The organism is Burkholderia stabilis, from assembly GCF_001742165.1.
Classification (GTDB): Bacteria; Pseudomonadota; Gammaproteobacteria; order Burkholderiales; family Burkholderiaceae; genus Burkholderia; species Burkholderia stabilis.
Map to the genome: position 1 here is coordinate 1,917,622 of NZ_CP016443.1, position 22,679 is coordinate 1,940,300.

Genomic DNA, 22,679 nt, shown 5'->3' on the forward strand with positions numbered 1-22,679 from the left:
CCCCGGCATGCGCGATATGGATGACAAAGCGGCCGGTGTTTCACGACGCGAACGAATATCGTCCCTCGCCTTACATCACTGTAAGACGCGCCGTTCGTCATCCCGACTGTCATCAAACTGACTGCTAGCCGCGGCTAGGATCGGACGCGACTCCCCCACGAGAAGACGCCCGTCATGAATCAACCTGCTTCGTCCACCGCGAACGATCGGGGCTCCGTCGAGCGCACCCGGCAGCTCGGCTATGCCGTGTTCCTGCTGGTGCTCGCGATCGGCGCCGTCTACATCGCCACGCACCTGATCGACGATCTGTCGCCGATGCGCGAAGGGTCGCTGTTCCCGTACCTGATGCTCGGCGCCGCGCTGGTGATCGCGCTCGGCTTCGAATTCGTCAACGGCTTCCACGACACCGCGAACGCGGTCGCCACCGTGATCTACACGCACTCGCTGACGCCGAACGTGGCGGTGATCTGGTCCGGCATGTGGAACTTCCTCGGCGTGATGGTTTCGAGCGGCGCCGTCGCGTTCGGCATCCTGCAGTTGCTGCCGGTCGAGCTGATCCTGCAGGTCGGCAGCGGCTCCGGCTTCGCGATGGTGTTTGCGCTGCTGATCGCGGCGATCGTCTGGAACCTCGCGACCTGGTATTTCGGGTTGCCGTCGTCGAGCTCGCATACGCTGATCGGGTCGATCATCGGCGTCGGGCTGATGAACCAGCTGATGCACGGGCCGTCCGGCACGAGCGGCGTCGACTGGGGCCAGGCGCTGGGCGTCGGCAAGTCGCTGCTGCTCTCGCCGATCGTGGGCTTCCTGTGCGCGTCGCTGCTGCTGCTCGTGCTGAAAGCCCTCGTGCGGATTCCCGAGCTGTACAAGGAGCCGCCGAAGGACCAGCCGCCGCCGTTCTGGATTCGCTGCCTGCTGATCCTGACCTGCACGGGCGTGTCGTTCGCGCACGGTTCGAACGACGGGCAGAAAGGGATGGGCCTCATCATGCTGATCCTGATCGGCACGGTGCCGGCCGCGTACGCCCTGAACAAGGCCGTCACGCCGGCCGAGTCGCAGACCTTCGTCGCCGTCGCGAATCAGGCGGCCGCGACGTTCGCGAAGTATACGAACGGCGTCGCGCCGTCGGCGAACCCGCGCGCCGACGTCGAACACTACGTGCAGCATCGCGAACTGACGCCTGCGGTGCTGCCGGCCGTGCAGCAGCTGTCCACGTCGCTCGCAACTGCCGTGGGTTCGTCGGGCTCGATGGCCGCCGTGCCGCAGCGCGACGTCGACAACGTGCGCAACACGATGTATCTGGTGTCCGAAGCGATTCGCCTGATCGAGAAGTCGGGGCAGCCCGCGTTCGCCGCCGACGACAAGCTCGCGATCGACAACTATCGCAAGCAGCTCGATCACGCGACCAAGTTCATTCCGACGTGGGTGAAGGTTGCCGTCGCGATCGCACTGGGCCTCGGCACGATGGTCGGCTGGAAACGGATCGTCGTGACCGTCGGCGAGAAAATCGGCAAGCAGCATCTGACGTACGGACAGGGCGCATCGGCCGAACTCGTCGCGATGCTGACGATCGGCGCCGCCGACATGTACGGGCTGCCCGTGTCGACGACGCACGTGCTGTCGTCGGGCGTCGCGGGCACGATGGCGGCAAACGGGTCGGGGCTGCAATGGAGCACGGTGCGCAGCCTCGTGCTCGCGTGGGTGCTGACGTTGCCGGCGTCGATCGCGCTTGCGGCAGGGCTTTACTGGTTGTTCCGGTCGCTGGCTTGATCGGGGATACGGTGGGCGGCCGATGCTGGTCGGTCGCCTGCCGTAGAGCATTCTTCGGTCGTCTCTCTGTCTCTTCGCCTCTTCGCTTCTCCTTCCCGACACGTCGCCGAATTCGGCGTGCCCGTGTCACATCACGAGCGTGCGGCCTCCCCCTTTCCGAATTGAAGCGCAAGATCTGGAGCGCGCCTGTACACGGAGATCGCTAGACTCGGTTCATCACTTTCATCGTGGATTCAACCGCGCGCAATGCGTCCAGAGCATGCCGTGCGGCGCCACATTGCTGACGAACGAGGTACGCCCGTGAACATCGCCGACCTGCAACCTGCCGTCGACTCGCTGGACATCGCACAACGCGTCGACGCGATCGACTGGACAACCGTCGATGCCGATCTCGATCGCTACGGATGCGCGCGCGTACCGGGCCTGATCGCGGCAAGCGAGTGCGACGCGCTCGCATCGCTTTATCCGCGCGATGCGCTCTATCGTTCACGCGTCGTGATGGCGCGGCACGGATTCGGGCGCGGCGAATACAAGTATTTCGCGTACCCGCTGCCGGCGCTCGTCGCCGGGTTGCGTACAACGCTCTACCCGCATCTCGCGCCGATCGCGAATCGCTGGAACAAGGCACTCGGGATCGACGTCCGCTATCCGACGGAGCACGCGCCCTTCCTCGATCGCTGCCACGCGGCCGGACAGGTACGCCCGACGCCGCTGATCCTTCAATACGGCCCCGACGACTACAACTGCCTCCATCAGGATCTGTATGGCGAGCATGTCTTTCCGCTTCAGGTCGCCATCCTGCTGTCGGCGCCGGGCCGCGATTTCACGGGCGGGGAGTTCGTGTTGACGGAACAGCGGCCGCGCATGCAGTCGCGTGCGGAAGTGGTGCCGCTGACGCAAGGTGACGCGGTGATCTTCGCCGTGCACGGCAGGCCGGTGCAGGGAACGCGCGGCGTCTATCGCGTCAACCTGCGCCACGGCGTCAGCCGGATCCGGAGCGGCCATCGCCACACGGTCGGCATCATCTTCCATGACGCGCAGTGACGGGAATCGGAGTGAGCGCGGCGCTATCGCGCCGTTCTTCGTGCGGATGGGTTCACACAGGAAACGCCCCGCGTCTGTCAAACCAATCGCGCGTCATCTATTGGGGCGCATCACGGTAGGACATCAGCTGTCGCACCGTTCCGCATGCGGATGAGTCCACGCAGGAAACACCCCTCGCCTGTCGAGCCAATCGCATGTCATCGCTCGAGGCGCATCACGACACGACGTTAGCTATCGCGTCGCTCATGATACGGATGAGCTCACGCAAGAAACCCTGCGCCTGTCGAGCCAATCGCGCGTCATTGCCCGGGACGCATCACGGCCGGACATCAGCTGTCGCGCCATTCCTCATGTCGATGGGTTCACGCGGGAAACACCCGTGTCTGTCGAACCAATCGCATGTCATCGCTCGGGGCGCATCATGTCAGGACATCAACTGTCGCACCGTCCCTCGTGCGGATGAGTTCACGCAAGAAACACCGTGCGTCAGCCGAACCAATCGTGTGCCATCGCTCGATGGCGCATCACGCGCCGGACATCAGCTGTCGCGCCATTCCTCATGCCGATGGGTTCGCGCAGGAAACACCTCGCCTCTGTCGAACCAATCGCGCGTCATCGCTCGAGACGCATCACCACCGGACATCACCATGCGATCCGCTCACTTGCCCACAACGACCCATGACGGATTTCACCTCGCGTCAGGCCACCACCGCAGCGACAACTGCTCGACGTTTCAAGTGAGCGACAGGAAACAAAAACGCTCACCCGTCACAACACAAAAGCGATTGGCGATCCGGCCTGCGTTCACGCCGCATTCGCCCGAAGCCGGTCGCCGGCATCGGAGGCCAGCCGTGCGTAGCCCGGCAACGTCAGCAGTGCAAGCACGCCGGCCGCGATGAATGCCCAGCGGAAGTCGTCGAGCACGTAATGCATGCCAACCGTATCGCCGCGCACCAACGCCGCGACCCGCAGCGACAATGCACCGAACGCGATCCCCATCCCGATCGTCATCTGCTGCGCGGCGCTCCACAGCGTGCTGGCCGCGCTCGTCTGCGTGGCCGGGATATCCGCATAGGCCAGCGTCGCGAGCGTCGTGAACTGCATCGACCGCGTCAGTCCGTAGACGAATACGATGAACAGCGTGATCGCCAGCGGCGTCGACGCGGTCAGCCAGCCGCACGCGATCGTGAAGATGCCGACGAGCGTCACGTCGACGAGTGCGACGCGCCGGAAACCATAGCGGTCGAGGATCCACGACGTCCCCGCCTTCATGCCGAGATTGCCCAGCGCGCTTGCGAGCAGCAGCAGGCCGGACTGGAACGGCGACAGCCCGAAACCGATCTGGAACAGCAACGGCAGCAGATACGGCACGGCGTTGATCGCCATCCGTGTAATCGAGCCGGTGATCACCGTCACCGAGAACGTCGGCACCTTCAACGTTGTGAAATCGAGCAGCGGATGCGCGCAACGTCGCGCGTACAACCACGCTGCAACGCCAAACAACACGCTCGCGCCCACCAGGATGGCTGCGCGTGTGAAGTGCACATCCTGCTGGCCGGCTGCCTCCGTGCCGATCAACAGACAGGTCAGCGCTGCGCCGGCAAGCACGAAGCCGACCCAATCGAGCGGCCGTTGCTCGTCGGCCCGCGTGTTCCGGACGATCAACCACGTGCAGACAAGCGCGGCGATGCCGAACGGAACGTTCAAGAGGAAGATCCATCGCCACGACGCATAGGTCGTGATGAAGCCACCGATCGGCGGCCCGACGACGGGCGCGACGATGCCTGGCCACGTAATCGTCGCGATCGCACGCATCAGTTTTGCCTTCTCGGTGCTGCGCACGACGATCATCCGCCCAACTGGCACCATCATCGCCCCGCCAACACCCTGCAGCAGGCGCGCGGCCGTGAACGTCGCGACGCCTTCGGACAACCCGCACAGCACCGACGCACCGGTAAACACGACGATGGCGCTGGCAAACACCGTGCGCGAACCATATCGATCTGCGATCCAGCCGCTGATCGGGATGAACACGGCAAGCGCAAGCATGTAGGCCGTCATCCCGAGACTCAGCGCGTTCGGCCCGACGCCGAACGAGTGCGCCATTTGCGGCAGCGCGGTCGCGATCACGGTCGTGTCGAGGTACTCCATGAAGAACGTTGCGGCGACGAGATACGGCAAGAAGTCGGTCGTCCGACCACCTTGGGCAGGGCTGTCAATCATGAACGTGCAGGAGACGGAATGCGGAAGACGCCGATCGCCAGCGGATGCAGACAAGCGCCGGAATCGGGACGAATGGCGATATTACCCTGAAGGGCTTGCCCCGCGCTCTGCCGACGGACGTCCGCGAATGCACTTTATGCGCATAGATTTCGGGGACGATTTCCCGCTGCGCGCGCCGAGCTGTACCTATGATCGGACCGACTCGATGCGATGAAGAATGGGGAGATAAAGCCGTGCCGACTTAAAAACTCGCTATTTATGGGCCATTGTCACCGAACATCTCCCATCATCAGCCATCGCCACAATCAGGTGTTTGAGTTGTTCGATTTTCGGGCTGACGGCTCTTGCTGCGAACAGAGGGTCGTGGGGTGTCAGTCACGCCAGCATCCGTTACCGTTACGCAACTGACCTGGGCAGTTTGAGCGCGTCTCGGTGGTCTCGCGAATGGCGGGTTCTGGTCTGATGACCTGCTCCCCGTAAACCGGGCCAGTCGGAATCTAGTAAAGTCCGTTTTCGGAGAGGAAGACGGACATGAAGAAGCGCTTTTCGGAAGAACAGATCATCGGCTTCCTGAAGGAAGCGGAGGCGGGCCTGCCGGTGAAGGAGCTGTGCAGGAAGCATGGGTTCAGTGACGCCTCGTTCTACACGTGGCGCGCGAAGTTCGGCGGCATGGAGGTGTCGGAAGCCCGTCGGCTCAAGGAGCTGGAAGCCGAGAACGCGAGGCTGAAGAAGCTGCTGGCCGAGGCGATGCTCGATATGGAAGCCCTGAAGGTGGTCGTGAAGGGAAAGCCCTGAGCCCGCAGGCCAGGCGCGAGGCGGTCGCGGCGATTCGGCAGAAGGTCAATGTCTCCGAGCGCCGTGCCTGCCGGCTTGTCGGGCTTTCGCGCAGCGTGCTGCATTATGAAGCGCAGCCGGACCACGAGAATGAGGCGCTCAAGGCGCGCCTCATCGAGCTGGGGCACCAGAGGCGGCGTTTCGGCTATCGGCGGCTACACGCGCTGCTGGCGCGCGAAGGAAGGCACGTAAACCACAAGCGCGTGCACCGGCTGTATCGCGAGGCCGGACTGGCCGTGCGGCGCCGGCGACGGCGCCACGGCGTGATGGTCGAGCGCGAGCAGCTGGCTTTGCCGAGTACGCCGAACGAGGTGTGGTCCCTCGATTTCGTGATGGACGCATTGTCCAACGGGCGTCGCCTGAAGTGCCTGACCATTGTCGACGACTTCACCAAGGAAGCGGTCGAGATCGTGGTGGACCACGGCATCTCGGGTCGGTATGTGACGCGCGTGCTGGACCGGGTGGCGCGCTTCAGGGGCTACCCGAAAGCGTTGCGCACGGACCAGGGACCCGAATTCACGAGCCGCGCGCTGGACCAGTGGGCCTACGCCAACGGCGTGACGTTGAAATTGATTCAGGCGGGCAAGCCGACGCAGAATGCGTACATCGAGTCGTTCAATGGCAAGTTTCGTGACGAGTGTCTGAACGAGCACTGGTTCACGACGCTCGCCCACGCCCGGGCCGTGGTGTCGGCATGGCGCCGGGACTACAACGAGGCACGGCCGCACAGCGCATTGAACTACCAGTCGCCGGCCGAATTCGCGGCGAAGCATCCGGCACCAGTAGGCGCTCCTGTCTTGCAGGAGCATGTTTGAACAGGACTTTACTAGAAGCTCCGTGGCCCTATCGAAGGGGGCAGGTCACTGAAGGTAACGTCTGGAAGAGCGACTTGGAGGGGCAAAGGCCGAGCGGCCATCCTCTCGCGCATGCATTTCCATCACCGAAATGCAAAAACCCCCGCCTGGTCGGGCGGGGGTTTCTGGCTTAGGGAGCCTGACGATTACCTACTTTCACACGGGAATCCGCACTATCATCGGCGTAGAGTCGTTTCACGGTCCTGTTCGGGATGGGAAGGGGTGGGACCGACTCGCTATGGTCATCAGGCAAAGAGGGTTGTCACGTTGCTTCGCAACGCAACCAATCGGGAAGAAGCAGTAATTTTTGAGGTTGTGCGTATCAGCACATCGCGGTCATTCAACCGCTGTCTGTAAAACAGACTTGTTATAGGATCAAGCCTTACGGGCAATTAGTATCAGTTAGCTGAACGCATTACTGCGCTTACACACCTGACCTATCAACGTCCTGGTCTCGAACGACCCTTCAAGGGGATCTAGTCCCCAGGGATATCTCATCTTAAGGCGAGTTTCCCGCTTAGATGCTTTCAGCGGTTATCTCTTCCGAACATAGCTACCCGGCGATGCCACTGGCGTGACAACCGGTACACCAGAGGTTCGTCCACTCCGGTCCTCTCGTACTAGGAGCAGCCCCCTTCAAATATCCAACGCCCACGGCAGATAGGGACCAAACTGTCTCACGACGTTTTAAACCCAGCTCACGTACCTCTTTAAATGGCGAACAGCCATACCCTTGGGACCGGCTACAGCCCCAGGATGAGATGAGCCGACATCGAGGTGCCAAACACCGCCGTCGATATGAACTCTTGGGCGGTATCAGCCTGTTATCCCCAGAGTACCTTTTATCCGTTGAGCGATGGCCCTTCCATACAGAACCACCGGATCACTATGACCTGCTTTCGCACCTGCTCGACTTGTCGGTCTCGCAGTTAAGCACGCTTATGCCATTGCACTATCAGCACGATTTCCGACCGTACCTAGCGTACCTTCGTACTCCTCCGTTACGCTTTGGGAGGAGACCGCCCCAGTCAAACTGCCTACCATGCACTGTCCCCGACCCGGATCACGGGCCAAGGTTAGAACCTCAAACAAACCAGGGTGGTATTTCAAGGACGGCTCCACCGAAACTAGCGTTCCGGTTTCATAGCCTCCCACCTATCCTACACAGATCGGTTCAAAGTCCAATGCAAAGCTACAGTAAAGGTTCATGGGGTCTTTCCGTCTAGCCGCGGGTAGATTGCATCATCACAAACACTTCAACTTCGCTGAGTCTCGGGAGGAGACAGTGTGGCCATCGTTACGCCATTCGTGCAGGTCGGAACTTACCCGACAAGGAATTTCGCTACCTTAGGACCGTTATAGTTACGGCCGCCGTTTACCGGGACTTCAATCAAGAGCTTGCACCCCATCATTTAATCTTCCGGCACCGGGCAGGCGTCACACCCTATACGTCCACTTTCGTGTTTGCAGAGTGCTGTGTTTTTATTAAACAGTCGCAGCCACCAGTTTATTGCAACCCCTTCACCCTTTGCCCGCAGGGGCATCAAGCTACAAGGGCGTACCTTATCCCGAAGTTACGGTACCAATTTGCCGAGTTCCTTCTCCCGAGTTCTCTCAAGCGCCTTAGAATACTCATCTCGCCCACCTGTGTCGGTTTGCGGTACGGTCATCGTTAGACTGAAGCTTAGAGGCTTTTCTTGGAACCACTTCCAATTGCTTCGCTCCCTAAGGAGCTCGCGCCACACCCTTGAATTCCGCGCCCGGATTTGCCTAAGCGCCTTCTCCAATGCAGCGACCGGGACTTCCAACACCCGGACAACCTTCCGCGATCCGTCCCCCCGTCGCATCTAACAATGGTGCAGGAATATTGACCTGCTTCCCATCAGCTACGCATTTCTGCCTCGCCTTAGGGGCCGACTCACCCTACGCCGATGAACGTTGCGTAGGAAACCTTGGGCTTACGGCGAGGGGGCCTTTCACCCCCTTTATCGCTACTCATGTCAGCATTCGCACTTCTGATACCTCCAGCATCCCTTCCGAGACACCTTCGCAGGCTTACAGAACGCTCTCCTACCATGCGAGCATAGCTCGCATCCGCAGCTTCGGTATATAGCTTAGCCCCGTTACATCTTCCGCGCAGGACGACTCGATCAGTGAGCTATTACGCTTTCTTTAAAGGGTGGCTGCTTCTAAGCCAACCTCCTGACTGTTTTAGCCTTCCCACTTCGTTTCCCACTTAGCTATATTTGGGGACCTTAGCTGGCGGTCTGGGTTGTTTCCCTCTTGACACCGGACGTTAGCACCCGATGTCTGTCTCCCGTGATTGCACTCTTCGGTATTCGGAGTTTGCTATGGCGGGGTAATCTGCAATAGACCCCCAACCATGACAGTGCTCTACCCCCGAAGGTGAGACACGAGGCACTACCTAAATAGTTTTCGGAGAGAACCAGCTATTTCCAAGTTTGTTTAGCCTTTCACCCCTATCCACAGCTCATCCCCTAACTTTTCAACGTTAGTGGGTTCGGACCTCCAGTACGTGTTACCGCACCTTCATCCTGGCCATGGATAGATCACTTGGTTTCGGGTCTACGCCCAGCAACTGAACGCCCTATTCGGACTCGCTTTCGCTACGCCTGCCCTATACGGTTAAGCTTGCTACTGAACGTAAGTCGCTGACCCATTATACAAAAGGTACGCCGTCACCCCTTACGAGGCTCCGACTGTTTGTATGCATGCGGTTTCAGGATCTATTTCACTCCCCTCCCGGGGTTCTTTTCGCCTTTCCCTCACGGTACTGGTTCACTATCGGTCGATCACGAGTATTTAGCCTTGGAGGATGGTCCCCCCATCTTCAGACAGGATTTCACGTGTCCCGCCCTACTTGTCGCACACCTAGTTCTTTCATACTGTTTTCGCCTACGGGGCTATCACCCGCTATGGCCGCACTTTCCAAAGCGTTCGGCTAACAATACAAATAAAGAGTGCAAGGCTCATCCCATTTCGCTCGCCACTACTTTGGGAATCTCGGTTGATTTCTTTTCCTGCGGTTACTTAGATGTTTCAGTTCACCGCGTTCGCTTCTCATGGCCTATGTATTCAGCCATGGATACTCCAAAAGGAGTGGGTTTCCCCATTCGGACATCTACGGATCAAAGCTCGTTTGCCAGCTCCCCGTAGCTTTTCGCAGGCTACCGCGTCCTTCATCGCCTGTGATCGCCAAGGCATCCACCACATGCACTTGTTCGCTTGACCCTATAACGAGTCTGTCTCTCCGACAGGTCGTTACAGGTTGAGTTTTCGCGTTGTGCCGTATTCCAATTGAGTCAAACATAGAGTTCGAATCATCTTGAGATACATCGATACAATCACAACCCGGATAACTTTCACGTCCATCTCAAGACGCTTCCGCTATCCAAATTACTTACTTCTTCCAGATTGTTAAAGAACGACAGCCGATATGGTGTTACTCATATCACTCTGACTGGCTCAATCGCCAATGCAAAATTCTCGGTTCAGTGTCTGAACCAAGCTCTTAGCGTTGGTGATTGGTGGAGGCAGACGGGATCGAACCGACGACCCCCTGCTTGCAAAGCAGGTGCTCTCCCAGCTGAGCTATGCCCCCATTTGAGTACAGATACCCTCAGGTGTACTACCGCCAGACAATGGTGGGTCTGGTTGGATTCGAACCAACGACCCCCGCCTTATCAAGACGGTGCTCTAACCGACTGAGCTACAGACCCCTGAGTCTGTCTTTAATTTACAGCCGATAAGCGTGAGCGCTCAACTTTGCGAGATAGCTCTGGAAAGGAGGTGATCCAGCCGCACCTTCCGATACGGCTACCTTGTTACGACTTCACCCCAGTCATGAATCCTACCGTGGTGACCGTCCTCCTTGCGGTTAGACTAGCCACTTCTGGTAAAACCCACTCCCATGGTGTGACGGGCGGTGTGTACAAGACCCGGGAACGTATTCACCGCGGCATGCTGATCCGCGATTACTAGCGATTCCAGCTTCATGCACTCGAGTTGCAGAGTGCAATCCGGACTACGATCGGTTTTCTGGGATTAGCTCCCCCTCGCGGGTTGGCAACCCTCTGTTCCGACCATTGTATGACGTGTGAAGCCCTACCCATAAGGGCCATGAGGACTTGACGTCATCCCCACCTTCCTCCGGTTTGTCACCGGCAGTCTCCTTAGAGTGCTCTTGCGTAGCAACTAAGGACAAGGGTTGCGCTCGTTGCGGGACTTAACCCAACATCTCACGACACGAGCTGACGACAGCCATGCAGCACCTGTGTATCGGTTCTCTTTCGAGCACTCCCACCTCTCAGCAGGATTCCGACCATGTCAAGGGTAGGTAAGGTTTTTCGCGTTGCATCGAATTAATCCACATCATCCACCGCTTGTGCGGGTCCCCGTCAATTCCTTTGAGTTTTAATCTTGCGACCGTACTCCCCAGGCGGTCAACTTCACGCGTTAGCTACGTTACTAAGGAAATGAATCCCCAACAACTAGTTGACATCGTTTAGGGCGTGGACTACCAGGGTATCTAATCCTGTTTGCTCCCCACGCTTTCGTGCATGAGCGTCAGTATTGGCCCAGGGGGCTGCCTTCGCCATCGGTATTCCTCCACATCTCTACGCATTTCACTGCTACACGTGGAATTCTACCCCCTCTGCCATACTCTAGCCTGCCAGTCACCAATGCAGTTCCCAGGTTGAGCCCGGGGATTTCACATCGGTCTTAGCAAACCGCCTGCGCACGCTTTACGCCCAGTAATTCCGATTAACGCTCGCACCCTACGTATTACCGCGGCTGCTGGCACGTAGTTAGCCGGTGCTTATTCTTCCGGTACCGTCATCCCCCGGCTATATTAGAACCAAGGATTTCTTTCCGGACAAAAGTGCTTTACAACCCGAAGGCCTTCTTCACACACGCGGCATTGCTGGATCAGGCTTTCGCCCATTGTCCAAAATTCCCCACTGCTGCCTCCCGTAGGAGTCTGGGCCGTGTCTCAGTCCCAGTGTGGCTGGTCGTCCTCTCAGACCAGCTACTGATCGTCGCCTTGGTAGGCCTTTACCCCACCAACTAGCTAATCAGCCATCGGCCAACCCTATAGCGCGAGGCCCGAAGGTCCCCCGCTTTCATCCGTAGATCGTATGCGGTATTAATCCGGCTTTCGCCGGGCTATCCCCCACTACAGGACATGTTCCGATGTATTACTCACCCGTTCGCCACTCGCCACCAGGTGCAAGCACCCGTGCTGCCGTTCGACTTGCATGTGTAAGGCATGCCGCCAGCGTTCAATCTGAGCCAGGATCAAACTCTTCAGTTCAAACCTGTTACTGTTTTCGGTTCTGTTAAGAACCGGTCGCTCACTCAAAGCTGACAGGTATATGAATTGCTTCATAAACCTGACTTACTTTAGTGTGAGACTCTTGATACTTTCGCTTTCTGATCCGAAGATCAGCTCGCTTCCATCAAGCGCCCACACTTATCGGCTGTTAATTTTTAAAGAGCATTTCTGCGAGAAACCGTTGATTTCTCAGCAGCGCCGCGTTTTCAGCAGCAGAGAAGCGAGATTATGAACCGTGTTTCGCAGTTCGTCAACAACTTTTTAACTACTTCGTTGCGACTGCGGGGCCCATCTTCCTGCGCCAGCTGTGCGCCTGACCTGCTGCGCACTACCGACTTCGCTTCCCTCTTCCGCGCCGCGTTTCCGTTAGCGCGAAAGAGGCGTGATTCTATGCATCAGACGACGATCGCGCAAGGGGTTTCTCGAAAAAATTTGAGGCCCCGCACGCTGCCGCGTGCGGGGCCTCAAATAGGAGCCGCCGAATCGTCAGGCCACCCGCACCTGGCGTGCGACGATCTCCATATAGTGGTCGAGATCCGGCGTCACCTTGCCTTCCTCTTTCGCCGTATCGTCCCAGCGGCGCAGACGCAGCGCGTCCTCCGCAAACGGACGCTGCAGGAACACCGCCGTCTCCTCTTCACTGAATACCCCGCCCTGCAACGCGAGGCTGCGCACCGAGTCCGGCGACAGGCTCTCGAAATAGCCGGCGTCCGTCCGGCACAGACAGCGCTTCGCGTCGACGTGCAGCCGGATCGGCTCCAGCACCGCGTCGGAGAACAGCGGCCGCAGGAACGGCAACACGTAATACTGATGCAGATCGTCGATTCCGCGCGCGCTCGGCGTCTCGCCCTGGCGATTCAGCAGGTGCCCGAGGTCGTGCAGGAACGCCGCCGCGACCAGCGTTTCGTCGGCGCCCGCCTCCTCCGCCAGCAAGCCGCTCTGCAGCGCATGCTCGAGCTGCGTGACGGGCTCCCCGCTGTAGGCCACATGGCCATGCTCGCGATACAGCCCGTGGATCTCTTCCACCGTCAATGCCATTCGTTCACTCCCAAGGCAGCGAAAACGTCTTCAGGTTCGTGAAGCTCTTCATCGCCTCCTGGACGCCTTCCTTGTAACCCAGCCCCGAATCCTTGATCCCGCCGAACGGCGTCAGCTCGATCCGGTATCCGGGTACTTCCCATACGTTTACCGTGCCGACGTTCAGTTCGTTGACGAACCGCACGACCGCCGACGTACTGTCCGTGCAGACGCCCGACGACAGCCCGAACGCCGTCCCGTTGCTGATCCGGATCGCATCGTCGATCGTGTCGAACGTGATGACGGGCGACACGGGGCCGAACGTCTCTTCGCGCACGATCGTCATCGACGGATCGACGTTGTCGAGCACGGTCGGCGCGTACAGTGCGCCGCGCCGCACGTTGCCGGTCAACAGGCGCGCGCCCTGCGCGACCGCTTCGCCGACCCGCGCCTCGAACAGCCGCGCCGCCGCCTCGTCGATCACCGTGCCCATTTCGTTCGCGGGATCGAACGGATCGCCGTACTTCCACGCGCGCGTCTTTTCGACGAGCAACTCGGTGAATGCGGGCGCGACCGAGCGCTGCACCAGCATCCGCTTGACGGCCGTACAGCGCTGCCCGGAATTCCGGTACGAGCCGAGCACCGCCAGCGATGCCGCACGTTCGAGGTCGGCATCCTCGAGCACGATCAGCGGATCGTTGCCGCCCAGCTCCAGCACGATGCGCCGGTAGCCGGCCCGCGCGGCAATCGCCTTGCCGATCGCCACGCCACCCGTAAACGTAATCAGCGACGCATGCGGATGCGTGACGAGTTCGTCCGCGATCTCGCGCGGATCGCCGGTCAGCACCTGCAGCATCGGTTCCGGCAAGCCGGCCTCGTAGAGCAGATCGGCCAGATAGAACGCCGACAGCGGCACCTTCTCCGACGGCTTCAGGATCACGCGGTTGTTGGTCGCGATCGCCGGCGCGATCTTGTGCGCCACCTGGTTCATCGGATGATTGAACGGCGTGATCGCGACGATCACGCCGTCGAGCGGCTGCCGCTGCGAAAACACGCGCCGCGCCTTGCCGTGGGGCGTCAGGTCGCACGAGAAACTTTGCGCGTCGTCGCGCAGCGCCTCGACGGACGCAAACTTCAGCACGTCGGCCACACGGCCGATCTCGTAGCGGGAATCCTGTTTCGACAATCCCGATTCGAGCGTGATCAGATCGGACGCTTCCTCGGTGCGCTCGCGCAACAGCGCAGCCGCACGTTCGAGGATCTGCGAACGTTCGTAGCGCGTGAGCTTCGGCCGGTAGGCCATCGCGTAGTCGAACGCCGCGCGCACGTCGTCGACGCTCGCCAGCGGCGCCGTGCCGACACGCGTGCCCGTGTATGGGTCCGTGACGTCGAACGTGCGTTCGCGCGGCGCGCGCGTGCCGCACCAGCGCAGCGCCTCTGCGCGAAACGCCGGGTGATCCTGTCGGGGATGCGCCATCATGTCCCGACCCGGTTCAGCACGAAATCGAACACGTCGAAATTCCGCGGACGACGCGCGGGATCGTCCCGCTCGATTCGGCGATTGAACAGCAGCGGCACTTCCTGCTCCGACACGCCGCCATGCGAGCGCAGCGGCACCGTGAGGCCCGACAGGTCGTGTTCGCGCTCGCGCGTGCCGAGCGTCATGTCGCGGCGGCCGATCACGACGAGATCGCCGATCCGGTCGGGCGGCAGCTCGAAACGGGCGGCGGCTTCCGCGTTGTCGAGCACGAGCTCGACACCGTCGAGGCCGCCGACGCGCCACATCGCCTCGGCGCGGTCGACGTCCGGCGCCAGGTAGATCGTCGCGAACGAGCCGAGTGCGCCGTGGTGCACGACGTACGGGTCGGTGATCGGCAGGATCACGCGCGCCGCCTGCGCGCCGTACCAGCCGTCGAACGCATCCTGAAGATAGATCACGTTCGGCCGGCCAGTCGCGGGATCGTGCTTCGCGTTCATCCCGTGATCGGCCGTGAGCCCGATCGCCCAGCCGAGCGCGTCGAGCTGCGCGAGGTAGCCATCCATCATCGCGTAGAACGCGTTCGCGCCGGCGCTGCCCGGCTCGCACTTGTGCTGCACGTAGTCGGTGGTCGACAGGTACATCAGGTCGACCTGGCGCGTCTGCGCGAGCCGCACGCCGGCCGCGAACACGAACTCGGACAGCGCCGCGCTGTAGACGTCCGGCGACGGCAGGCCGACCCAGTCGAGCACGTCGACGATGCCGTTTTCCGCGAGATTCGCCTGCGCGGCCTTCTCGGCTGAAAAGCAGATGCCGTTCAGCTGCCAGCCGAGCAGCCGGCGCAGCTTGTCCTTCGCCGTCACGACGGCCACCCGCGCACCAGCGTCGGCGGCGGCTGCAAGCAGCGTGCCGGCGCGCAGATAGGCCGGGTCGTTCATCATGACCTCGGCGCCGCGCCCGCCGTCGGCAGTTGCGTCCCAGAAATAGTTGCCGCAGATCCCGTGGACCGACGGCGGCACACCGCAGACGATCGACAGGTTGTTCGGGTTGGTGAAGGTCGGCACGACGCAATCGGCGCGCCACGCCGTGCCTTCCGCGATCATCCGCCCGATGAACGGCGCGACGCCCGCTTCCACCGCCCGTTCGAGATAGTCGTACTCGCAGCCGTCGACGCAGACGACGACGGTCGGCTCGACCGGCAGCCGGTAGCGCCGGCCGTTGACCTCGACGGAGCGTCCCGCCAGGTCCGTCGAACCATTGCCCGATACCGGCTGGCCGGCCACCCTCAACGCGAACGCGGCGTTCATGATGCCGCCCGCTTGCCGCGCGGCACGCGCGCAGCGATCAGCAGCAGCGCCGCGAGCGACGCGCCGAGCATCAGCAGCGACAGCGCGGACGCCGGCAGGTAGTAGCCGCGCTCCACCTGGCCGATCACGACGATCGGCACGGTCGCGAAGCCGGGCGGATAAACCGTCAGCGTCGCGCCAAGTTCGCCGAGCGACAGCGCGAAGCCGAGCGCGAGGCTCGCGCGCAGCGCCGGCACGAGCTGCGGCAGCAGCACGCGGCGCAGCACCATCGCGGGCGGTGCGCCGAGGCTCGCCGCGGCTTCGCGCAGCACGGTCAGCTCCGGGCGCAGCGCGGCGGCCGCGCAGCGATAGCAGAACGGCAAAATCAGCGCGAGCTGCACGAGCACGACGATCGCCGCCGAACTCGACAGGTCGACCGGCTTCTGGTGATACGCGATCAGCACCGCGAGCCCGAGCACGACGCTCGGCACGCCGTTCGGCACCATCACGAGCGCGTCGACGACCGCGCCGAGGCCGCGCCGGTCGCGCCCTTCGAGCGCAAGCGCGAGCCACAGCCCGAGGATCGTGCCGATCGCCGATACGCCGAAGCCGATCTCGAGGCTCGTCAACAGCGCGTCGTATTCCGGCGACCCGAGCCGCTCGAACCAGCGCAGGCTGTAGCCGGCCGGCAGGATCGTGCCCGACCACTGCGTCGCCACACTCGACAGCGCGACGACGACGACAGGCAACACGAACAACCAGAAGCACGCGAACGCGGCCAGCGCGAGCGCGGCACGCGACGCATGCTTGAGCAGCGCATCGCTCCAGCCGATCTGGTGGCGCGGCACGGCCTGCCCGATACGGAATTCAGCGGACATCGTTCCCTCCCGTCGCACGCCGGTTCACCCGGCGATAAACCGTATACAGCGCCAGCGACAGCGCGAGCATCACGACCGCACCAGCCGATGCGGTCGGCAAGTCGAGATCGACGGTCGCGCTGCTGTAGATCGCGACCGGCAGCGTCACGAGACGCGCGCTGCCGAGCACCAGCAGAATCCCGAATTCGTTCAGCGTTAGCAGGAAGCACAGCACGGTGCCGGCGGCGATGCCCGGCCACGCGATCGGCAGCACGACGCGGCGCGCGAGCATCCAGCCGGGCGCGCCGAGGCTGCGCGCGGCTTCGATCAGCCGCAGGTCGAGCGTCGCGAACGACGCGAGCGTCGGCCGCACGACGAACGGCGTATAGAACACGGTCTGCGCGAGAATCACGCCGCCGATGCCGAACAGGAAATCGAGCGGCGGATTCTCGAGATGGAACAGGTGCTGCAGCGCGATGCTGATCGACCCTTGCGAGCCGTACAGGAAGATCAGCGTGAACGCGACAAGGAACGACGGAAACGCGACGTACAGCTCCAGGAAGCGCGTGACGAGCGATGCGCCCGGAAACGGCCTGAAGAACAGCAGCGCGGCCAGCAGCACGCCGAGCACCGACGCGGTGCCGGCGCTCGCGAACAGCACGCCGAGCGTCGTCATCAGCACGTTGCGCGTATCGGGGTTGCCGAAGAACGTGCGGTACGCGGCGAAACTCAGCCCGTGATCGCCGGACACGCTCAACAGCACGAGCCGCACCAGCGGATAGACGACGAGCGGGCCCAGCACGACGACTGCGAGCGCAGCCAGGTGCAGGTCGCCCATGCGCTTGCGGCGCCGCGCGACGGCCGCATGCGCGGCGGCCGACGCGAGCACGTGCGGCGGCAGGCCGGCTTCAGGGCTCGATAAGGACGACATCGTCTGCCTCGTAATGCAGGGAAACGCGCGCACCGCGCTCGGGGCCGCGCCGCGGCCGCGTTGCATCGTCACGCGCACGGGTTCGTTAGGGGCCGCGTCGATCACGACTGCGATCGACAAATCCGCGCCCTGCCATTCGACCGACGACACCGTGCCGTGCAGGCCGCCCGCCGCGGGCGGCATCACGGTCAGGCGCTCGGGGCGCACGCACGCGACCTTGTCGCGCACTTCGTGGCGCGGATCGCCGAGCGGGAAAATCACGTGCGGCGGCAGCAGGTTCGCCGGGCCCAGATAGCGGGCGACGTAGCCGTCCTGCGGCGCGTCGTACAGCTGCTGCGGGGTGCCGAGCTGCGCGATGTGGCCGTCGCGCATCAGCAGCGCGCGGTCGGACAGCACGAGCGCGTCGTCGCGGTCGTGCGTCACGCAGACGACGGTCAGGTTCGGCAGGCGCTCGTGCAGCGCCTTCAGTTCGCTGCGCACCGATGCGCGCAGATTGGCGTCGAGCGCCGACAGCGGCTCGTCGAGCAGCAGCACGTCCGGCTCGATCACGAGCGCGCGGGCCAGCGCGACGCGCTGCTGCATCCCGCCCGACAGCTGCGCGGGCAGGTGGTGGCCCGCATCGCCGAGCTGCACGAGCTTCAGCGCGTCGGCGACGCGTCGCGTCACTTCCGACGACGCCATGCCACGCGCGCGCAGCCCGAATGCGACGTTCTCGAACACCGACAGGTGCGGGAACAGCGCGTAATTCTGGAACAGCAGACCGAGATTGCGCTTGTGCGGCGGCGCATAGGTCAGGTCGCGTCCGGCAACGGTCAGCGTGCCGGTCAGGCCGTCGGCCTTCACGAACCCGGCGATGAAGCGCAGCAGCGTGGTCTTGCCGCAGCCGCTCTTGCCGAGCACGGTCAGAAATTCACCGGCGCCGATCGACAGCGACAGATCTTCCAGCACCGTGCGTGCGCCGTAGCGCACGCTCAGGTGTTCGATCTGCACGCCGCCCGGCGCGCCGGACCGCAGCGTCGCGTGCGGTTCGGCGGCGCCGAATGCGCCGGGATGGGTCAGGGTGGTTTCCACCGGGTTCATCCTCTTGCTCACTAATACAGGCGGCGTGCGCCGATCACTTCGGCTTGACGACGTCGAGCTGCTTGCCCGAGCTGCCGATCACGTCCTTCTTCCAGCGCTCGATCCACACCGGCTTCTTCGCCATCACCTGGGTCCAGTCGACCGGGATCAGCTTCACGCCCGCGATCGCCTTCTTGACCGCTTCGCCGTTCTTGCCGGCCAGCGGCACGTCCGTGCGGCCCGGGATGCCGTACATGTCCGGCACCTTCGACTGCACGTCCGTCGACATCAGGTAGTCGATCAGCTTCTTGCCGGCGTCCTGGTTCGGGCCGCTCTTGATCAGGCCGATGCCGTACGGGAGCTGGAACGTGGTCGGCTGGTCGCCGTCCTTCGCTGCCAGGAAGATCGGCTTGACGGACAGCGCGCCGTGTTCGGCGTCGTCGAGGTCCATCTGCAGGTCGCCGTTCGCGACGCTGATCTCGTTACGCGACAGCAGCACGTTCAGGTAGCCCGTGCCCTTCGTGTGGAACTTCACGCTCTGCGACAGCTTCGCGAGGTAGTCGAACGCCTTGTCTTCGCCCATCAGCGAGGTGGTCAGGATCAGCACGGCCATCCCGTCGCCGGCGGTCGCCGGGTTCGAGTACGCGACCTTGCCGGCGTAGGCCGGCGACAGCAGGTCGGCGAACGTCTTCGGCTGGTTCTTCACGACGTCCGGGTTGATCGCGAACGAGAAATAGTTGTTCACGAACGTCGCCCACGTGCCGTCCTCGGCCTTCGCGATCGCCGGCACGTTCTTGTAGTTCACGCTCTGGTACGGCTGCAGCAGGCCCATCTGGCCGGCTTGCTGGATGAACGGCGGCAGCGTGACGATCACGTCGGCCTTCGGGGAATTCTTCTCGATGTTCGCGCGGTTGACGACCTCGCCGCTGCCCGCCGTCACGATGTTGACCTTGACGCCTTCCTTCTTCTCGAAAGCCGGCAGCACATCGCGATAGAGGTTCTCGAGACCGTCCGCCGTGTACAGCACGACCGCGTTTGCCGCATGCGCCGGCATCGCGGCGCCTTGCAGCAGACCGGCGGCGCAGGCGGCCAGCGCGAGCTTGCGGAACGCGCCGGCAGCGGCGCGCGAGGAATTCTGCAGTGTCATCTCACTTCTCCGTAGGCGGAACACCAAACGGCCGGGGGCACGATCCGGCTCCTGTTATCTCAGGGCGAGCCGATCAAAGGCCCGCCTCGCCGCCGCGCCGAAGGTGGTTTCGCGCGGCAACCGAAGGATCACAGCGTTCGATGACAAACCCGTGACGAATGCCACAATTTCCAAAAAATGACACATTTTGCCAATATCATGCAAGTCATTCAGAAATGCCGCCCGGCGTTTCGTTCGACCTCTGCTGGAGAAAAACCATGTCCGACCCGATTCTGCTGACGCCCGGCCCGCTCACCACGTCCGCCACAACCCGCCACGCAATGCAACATGACTGGGGGTCGTGGGACGCCGCTTTCAATCAACTGACGGCCAGCGTCTGCGCGGATCTCGTCGCCATCGCGCGCGGCGGCGATGAGTACGTGTGCGTGCCGATGCAGGGCAGCGGCACGTTCTCGGTCGAGGCCGCGCTCGGCACGCTGGTGCCGCGCGACGGCGTCGTGCTCGTGCCCGACAACGGCGCGTATTGCGCACGCATCCTGAAGATCCTCGGCCGGCTCGGCATCGACGCGATCGCGCTGTCGTTCGGCGAGGATGCGGCCGTCGACGCCGCCGCGGTCGAAGCCGCGTTCGCACGCGAGCCCCGCATCACGCACGTCGCGCTCGTGCACCTGGAGACGAGCGCCGGCATCCTGAACCCGCTGGACGCGATCGCCGACGCGTGCCGGCGCCACGGCAAGCGGCTGATCGTCGACGCGATGAGCTCGTTCGGCGCACTGCCGATCGCGCTGGCCGGCACCGGCATCGACGCGCTGATCTCGGCGAGCGGCAAATGTCTCGAAGGCGTGCCGGGAATGGGTTTCGCGATCGTGCGGCGCGACGCGCTCGATGCATGCGAAGGCAACTCGCCGTCGCTCGCGCTCGATCTCCACGATCAATACGCGTACCTGCGCAAGACGGGCCAGTGGCGCTTCACGCCCCCGACGCACGTGATCGCCGCGCTGCGCGCCGCGCTCGACCAGTACCTCGCCGAAGGCGGCCAGCCCGCGCGCGGCGCGCGCTATGCGGAGAACTGCCGGACGCTGGTCGAATCGATGCACGCGCTCGGGTTCGCGCCGTTCCTCGACGCGAGCGTGCAGGCGCCCGTGATCGTCACGTTCCACGCGCCCGACCATCCGGCCTACGATTTCCGCCGCTTCTACGACGCGGTGCGCGACGCGGGCTTCATCCTGTATCCGGGCAAGCTCACCCAGCTCGAGACGTTCCGCGTCGGCTGCATCGGCGCGATCGATGCCGACGACATCCGGCGCGCGGTCGCGGCGATCGCGCAGGCGGTCGAGTCGCTCGGCATCGCCGTGCAACGCGCGTAAGGCTGCACGCCACGCGTCGCACAAACAAAAAAGCCCGGCGGCCAACCGGCCGCCGGGCCAACGCACACGATGTGCGTGGAGACGATGCTTACAGCTCGATCCGCTTGATGTCGCCGACGACGAAGATGTACGACAGCGCGCCAATCAGCGCGATCACGCCGATGAACACCAGCGCCCCGACGAACGAGCCGGTCGTCGCGACGACGAAGCCGACCACGAGCGGCGTGACGATGCCCGCGAGGTTCGCCGCGAAGTTGAAGATGCCGCCCGTCACGCCGAGCAGGCCGTCCGGCGCGATGTCCGACACGAGCGTCCAGCCGAGCGCGGCCATCCCCTGCGCGAAGAACGCGACCGACATGATCGCGATCACGGCCTCGTTGCTCTTCACGTAGTTCGCGAGAATGATCGTCGACGCGAGCAGCAGGCCCGCGATGATCGGCAGCTTGCGCGCGAGGTTCGCGGACTTGCCGCGGCGCAGCAGCCAGTCGGAGAAGATCCCGCCGAACATCACGCCGACCGACGCGGCGATGAACGGCATCACCGCGAAGAAGCCGATCTTCAGCCAGCCCATGTGGCGCTCGGTCGCGAGATAGGTCGGGAACCAGGTCAGGAAGAACACGAGCGTCGAGTTGCCGGCGAACTGGCCGAGGCAGATACCCGCGAGCTGGCGCTTCCTCAGCAGCCGGCCGGCCATCGCCCAGCTGAATTGCTTCTGTTCGCCCTTGCCGCCCTTTTCCGCCTTTGCACCGTTACCGCCCTTGCGCGCGCCGTGCACGAGGCCGCCGCCCGCCTCGATGTACGCGAGCTCCTCCGAGTTCGCGCCCGGATGGTTGCGCGGCTCGTGATAGAACTTCCACCAGACCAGGCCGAACACGATGCCGACCGTGCCGACCACCCAGAACAGCGAGCGCCAGCCGAACGCGCCCATCAGCGCGAACAGCACGGGGCTGAAGAACGCGAGGCCGATGTACTCGCCGACGGTATAAGTGCCCGTCGCCATCGCGCGCTCGTTCTGCGGGAACCACGTCGCGACGACCCGGCTGTTGGTCGGGAAGCACGGCGCTTCCGCGACACCGAGGCCGAGGCGGCACGCGAGCAGCGTCCCGACGCCGGGCACGAAGCCCTGCAGGAACGTGCAGAGCGACCACAACGTCATCGACCAGTAATAGGTGACCTTGCTGCCGAAGCGGTCGAGAAAGAGGCCGCCGGGCACCTGCGCCGCGACGTACGTCCACGAAAACGCCGAAAACATGATGCCCATCACGGCCGCGTTGATGCCGAGCTCCTTGGTGAGCTGCGGCGCAGCCACCCCCAGCACGGTGCGGTCGAGATAGTTGATCATCGTGCCGATCGCGAGCAGCGCGAGAATCTTGTAGCGCGCCGAGGTGCGCCGGACCGTGCCGGCCGCCTGGGCCGGCGCGGCGCTCGTGTGGGTGGTGTGCTGCATGGTCGTCTCCTGG

12 protein-coding genes, 2 tRNA genes, 3 rRNA genes and 1 pseudogene are annotated in these 22,679 nt (G+C 62.9%); 4 read left to right on the top strand and 14 right to left on the bottom strand.

The window, feature by feature from the left end; genetic code table 11:
- Nucleotides 1-174 precede the first annotated feature (174 nt).
- Complete coding sequence (locus BBJ41_RS26390) at nt 175-1,767, top strand: inorganic phosphate transporter (protein WP_069749174.1); 1,593 nt, start codon at nt 175-177, stop codon at nt 1,765-1,767.
- A gap of 300 nt (nt 1,768-2,067) precedes the next feature.
- On the top strand, nt 2,068-2,811 hold the full coding sequence (locus BBJ41_RS26395; protein WP_069749175.1) for a 2OG-Fe(II) oxygenase: 744 nt from the start codon (nt 2,068-2,070) through the stop codon (nt 2,809-2,811).
- An 804-nt stretch (nt 2,812-3,615) separates the two neighbouring features.
- On the opposite strand, the gene BBJ41_RS26400 is transcribed toward BBJ41_RS26395, so the two are convergent.
- The gene (locus tag BBJ41_RS26400) at nt 3,616-5,034 is read right to left on the bottom strand and encodes a DHA2 family efflux MFS transporter permease subunit (RefSeq protein ID WP_069749176.1); all 1,419 of its coding nucleotides are present in this window, start codon (nt 5,032-5,034) and stop codon (nt 3,616-3,618) included.
- 531 nt (nt 5,035-5,565) lie between these two features.
- On the opposite strand from BBJ41_RS26400, the gene BBJ41_RS26410 reads away from it, so the two are divergent.
- A protein-coding gene (locus BBJ41_RS26410; protein WP_370512851.1) for an IS3 family transposase occupies nt 5,566-6,683 on the top strand; the annotation gives its coding sequence in 2 pieces (ribosomal slippage) (nt 5,566-5,824 and nt 5,824-6,683; 1,119 coding nt in all).
- A gap of 176 nt (nt 6,684-6,859) precedes the next feature.
- Here BBJ41_RS26410 and rrf read toward each other — a convergent pair.
- From rrf to phnS, 12 genes and pseudogenes are all read right to left on the bottom strand, one after another.
- Nucleotides 6,860-6,972 (bottom strand): 5S ribosomal RNA (gene rrf, locus BBJ41_RS26415).
- Between the two features lie 121 nt (nt 6,973-7,093).
- Nucleotides 7,094-9,974, bottom strand: a 23S ribosomal RNA gene (locus BBJ41_RS26420).
- A gap of 294 nt (nt 9,975-10,268) precedes the next feature.
- Nucleotides 10,269-10,344, bottom strand: a tRNA-Ala gene (locus BBJ41_RS26425).
- Nucleotides 10,345-10,385: 41 nt separating this feature from the next.
- Nucleotides 10,386-10,462: transfer RNA gene (locus BBJ41_RS26430), tRNA-Ile, on the bottom strand.
- Between the two features lie 63 nt (nt 10,463-10,525).
- Nucleotides 10,526-12,057, bottom strand: a 16S ribosomal RNA gene (locus BBJ41_RS26435).
- The 16S, 23S and 5S rRNA genes sit together here with 2 tRNA genes alongside, the layout of an rRNA operon.
- Nucleotides 12,058-12,564: 507 nt before the next feature.
- On the bottom strand, nt 12,565-13,116 hold the full coding sequence (locus BBJ41_RS26440) for a phosphonate degradation HD-domain oxygenase (RefSeq protein WP_069749177.1): 552 nt from the start codon (nt 13,114-13,116) through the stop codon (nt 12,565-12,567).
- 4 nt (nt 13,117-13,120) lie between these two features.
- On the bottom strand, nt 13,121-14,575 hold the full coding sequence (gene phnY, locus BBJ41_RS26445) for a phosphonoacetaldehyde dehydrogenase (RefSeq protein WP_069749178.1): 1,455 nt from the start codon (nt 14,573-14,575) through the stop codon (nt 13,121-13,123).
- Nucleotides 14,572-15,879, bottom strand: coding sequence for a phosphonoacetate hydrolase (phnA, locus tag BBJ41_RS26450; protein WP_069749179.1), 1,308 nt, complete (start codon nt 15,877-15,879; stop codon nt 14,572-14,574). Before phnA ends, phnY begins: the two co-directional genes overlap by 4 nt.
- Complete coding sequence (phnV, locus tag BBJ41_RS26455) at nt 15,876-16,736, bottom strand: 2-aminoethylphosphonate ABC transport system, membrane component PhnV (RefSeq protein ID WP_069749180.1); 861 nt, start codon at nt 16,734-16,736, stop codon at nt 15,876-15,878. Before phnV ends, phnA begins: the two co-directional genes overlap by 4 nt.
- Nucleotides 16,726-17,646 carry a 2-aminoethylphosphonate ABC transporter permease subunit gene (phnU, locus tag BBJ41_RS26460; protein WP_083281984.1) on the bottom strand — a complete coding sequence of 307 codons (921 nt, stop codon included), beginning with the start codon at nt 17,644-17,646 and terminating at the stop codon, nt 16,726-16,728. Before phnU ends, phnV begins: the two co-directional genes overlap by 11 nt.
- Nucleotides 17,624-18,726: pseudogene (gene phnT / locus BBJ41_RS26465) on the bottom strand (2-aminoethylphosphonate ABC transport system ATP-binding subunit PhnT). Before phnT ends, phnU begins: the two are co-directional and overlap by 23 nt.
- A gap of 34 nt (nt 18,727-18,760) precedes the next feature.
- Nucleotides 18,761-19,852 carry a 2-aminoethylphosphonate ABC transporter substrate-binding protein gene (phnS, locus tag BBJ41_RS26470; protein ID WP_044845726.1) on the bottom strand — a complete coding sequence of 364 codons (1,092 nt, stop codon included), beginning with the start codon at nt 19,850-19,852 and terminating at the stop codon, nt 18,761-18,763.
- A 257-nt stretch (nt 19,853-20,109) separates the two neighbouring features.
- Here phnS and BBJ41_RS26475 point away from each other — a divergent pair, with 257 nt between their 5' ends.
- Entirely contained in the window at nt 20,110-21,219 is a 1,110-nt protein-coding gene (locus tag BBJ41_RS26475; RefSeq protein ID WP_069749182.1) for a 2-aminoethylphosphonate--pyruvate transaminase, read from the top strand.
- A gap of 88 nt (nt 21,220-21,307) precedes the next feature.
- Here the strand turns inward: BBJ41_RS26475 and BBJ41_RS26480 are convergent, their stop codons facing one another.
- A complete protein-coding gene (locus tag BBJ41_RS26480; protein WP_069749183.1) occupies nt 21,308-22,666 on the bottom strand; it encodes an MFS transporter in 1,359 nt (452 codons plus the stop codon).
- Nucleotides 22,667-22,679 lie beyond the last annotated feature (13 nt).

What these genes read in the sequence shown, in the direction of transcription:
- BBJ41_RS26390 (WP_069749174.1), top strand. Translation starts at nt 175, where the DNA reads ATGAATCAACCTGCTTCGTCCACCGCGAACGATCGGGGCTCCGTCGAG.
- BBJ41_RS26400 (WP_069749176.1), bottom strand. Translation starts at nt 5,034, where the DNA reads ATGATTGACAGCCCTGCCCAAGGTGGTCGGACGACCGACTTCTTGCCG.
- BBJ41_RS26440 (WP_069749177.1), bottom strand. Translation starts at nt 13,116, where the DNA reads ATGGCATTGACGGTGGAAGAGATCCACGGGCTGTATCGCGAGCATGGC.
- phnY (WP_069749178.1), bottom strand. Translation starts at nt 14,575, where the DNA reads ATGATGGCGCATCCCCGACAGGATCACCCGGCGTTTCGCGCAGAGGCG.
- phnA (WP_069749179.1), bottom strand. Translation starts at nt 15,879, where the DNA reads ATGAACGCCGCGTTCGCGTTGAGGGTGGCCGGCCAGCCGGTATCGGGC.
- phnV (WP_069749180.1), bottom strand. Translation starts at nt 16,736, where the DNA reads ATGTCCGCTGAATTCCGTATCGGGCAGGCCGTGCCGCGCCACCAGATC.
- phnU (WP_083281984.1), bottom strand. Translation starts at nt 17,646, where the DNA reads ATGTCGTCCTTATCGAGCCCTGAAGCCGGCCTGCCGCCGCACGTGCTC.
- phnS (WP_044845726.1), bottom strand. Translation starts at nt 19,852, where the DNA reads ATGACACTGCAGAATTCCTCGCGCGCCGCTGCCGGCGCGTTCCGCAAG.
- BBJ41_RS26475 (WP_069749182.1), top strand. Translation starts at nt 20,110, where the DNA reads ATGTCCGACCCGATTCTGCTGACGCCCGGCCCGCTCACCACGTCCGCC.
- BBJ41_RS26480 (WP_069749183.1), bottom strand. Translation starts at nt 22,666, where the DNA reads ATGCAGCACACCACCCACACGAGCGCCGCGCCGGCCCAGGCGGCCGGC.